General features: G+C 60.8%; 1 protein-coding gene. It reads right to left on the bottom strand.

Annotation, left to right across the window (positions count from 1 at the left end; all coding sequences use genetic code 11):
* Positions 1 to 169: 169 nt before the first annotated feature.
* Positions 170 to 1,609, bottom strand: coding sequence for an IS1182 family transposase (locus FLO80_RS21650; protein WP_149187114.1), 1,440 nt, complete (start codon positions 1,607 to 1,609; stop codon positions 170 to 172).
* Between the last annotated feature and the right edge of the window lie 62 nt (positions 1,610 to 1,671).

Here is a 1,671-nt window from a genome sequence, read left to right as displayed (position 1 = left end):
GGGCCGAGGCTGTGTGGAAACTCGACGGCTACAGCCTTCCGGGGCGCAACTTCAGCCAGCTTGCTGATATCGGCTCATATTGGTCGCATGGGGCGGTTTTGATGCCTCCGAGGGCTTCGGAGCAGGCTTGGCGCACACCGCCGTGGATTACAGCCAATATTTACCCGGATTACGCAGGGATAGCCGCCATCAGCCCCTTGATCCCGACCAAGGCGACCATGCGCTTGATGTTGTAGGCCAGCACGTTCAGCGCCATTTCGGTCCTGACATTTTTCAGGCGACGCATCAGGAAATGGGTTGAGCCCATCCAGGCCTTGATCGTGCCGAAAGGGTGCTCGACCGTGCTGCGGCGCAATGTCATCGGATCAGCGGCGCTGCGCAGGCGATCGCGCATCTCGTCCACCAGATGCTCATAGTCCCATCGGGTGACGCGGCGCTCCTTGCCCGTGGTGCAGCGTGATTTCACGGGGCAATGCTGGCATTCGTTGGTCCAGTATCGCCGGACCTGGAGCCCGTCTTCCTCGCGCGTGTAGCGGTAGATCAGCTCATCCCCGGTCGGGCAGATGTAGATATCGCGCGCAGGATCGTATTTGAAGTCGGCTTTTACATACATGCCCTTGCCGCGATTGCCGGAGGTCTCCGGGCGCGGCAGGGTCACCGTAATGCCGACCTTGTCGCAGGCGGCAATCTCGACGCCGCTGAAATAGCCCTTGTCGGCCAGGGCATGCAGCTCATCGCGTCCGAGCGCCTCTTTGGCGGCAATCGCCATCGGGCTGAGCTGGTCACGGTCGAACCCCTTGTTCGTGACGTCATGGCTGACGATGATATGGGTCTCGGTGTCCACGGCGCATTGTGCATTGTAGCCCACCAACCCGCTGTTGCGCGCGCTGGTGGCCATGGCGCGCGCATCCGGATCGGTCAGGGATATCTGGCCGTCGGGAGCATCGGCAAGCGCCTTGTCCAGCGTCTTGAGGCGTTCGATCTCCTGCTTCAGGCGCCCGTATCGCTGCGCCAGATGCGCAACATTCTCGGTCCGCACCCCGCCTTCGTCCTGTCGGTCGATGCGCACCATCTCGGTGATATAGCGTTCGACATCAGCCTCCAGGTGCGCGAGGCGGCTGGCGATCTTGCCCTTGGTGAAGTTCTTGTCGCGATTGTTCACCGCCTTGAACTTGCTACCGTCGATGGCCACGCACTCGCCTTTCAGCGTGCCGATCCGGCGGCAGAGCTCCACGAATTGCGCACAGGTCTTGCGGATGGCGGCGCCGTTCTCACGTCTGAAATCCGCAATCGTCTTGTGATCTGGCACCAATCGTCCGATCAGCCACATCACCTCGACATTGCGCCCGGCCTCGCGCTCCAACCTGCGGCTGGACGGAACCCGGTTGAGATAGCCATAGATGAACAGCTTCAGCAGAACGGACGGATGGTAACCGGGTCGCCCGGTCCGCGCATGGGCCGTGCGCGCGAAGTCGAGATCCACCAGATCAAGTTGATCGACAAACAGATCAACCACCCGAACCAGATGGTCCTCGCCAATCCAATCCTCAAGACGTTCCGGAAACAGCGTGACCTGATCGCGATCAACACCACCGATGAAACCTGACATACATGCACTCCCATCTCGCAACAAGCATACCACATGTTGGAGTTTCCACACAGCCTCGGCCG

It is taken from the genome of Aquicoccus porphyridii, from assembly GCF_008369105.1.
Classification (GTDB): domain Bacteria; phylum Pseudomonadota; class Alphaproteobacteria; order Rhodobacterales; family Rhodobacteraceae; genus Aquicoccus; species Aquicoccus porphyridii.
This window is presented reverse-complemented; position numbering and strand designations above follow the sequence as displayed.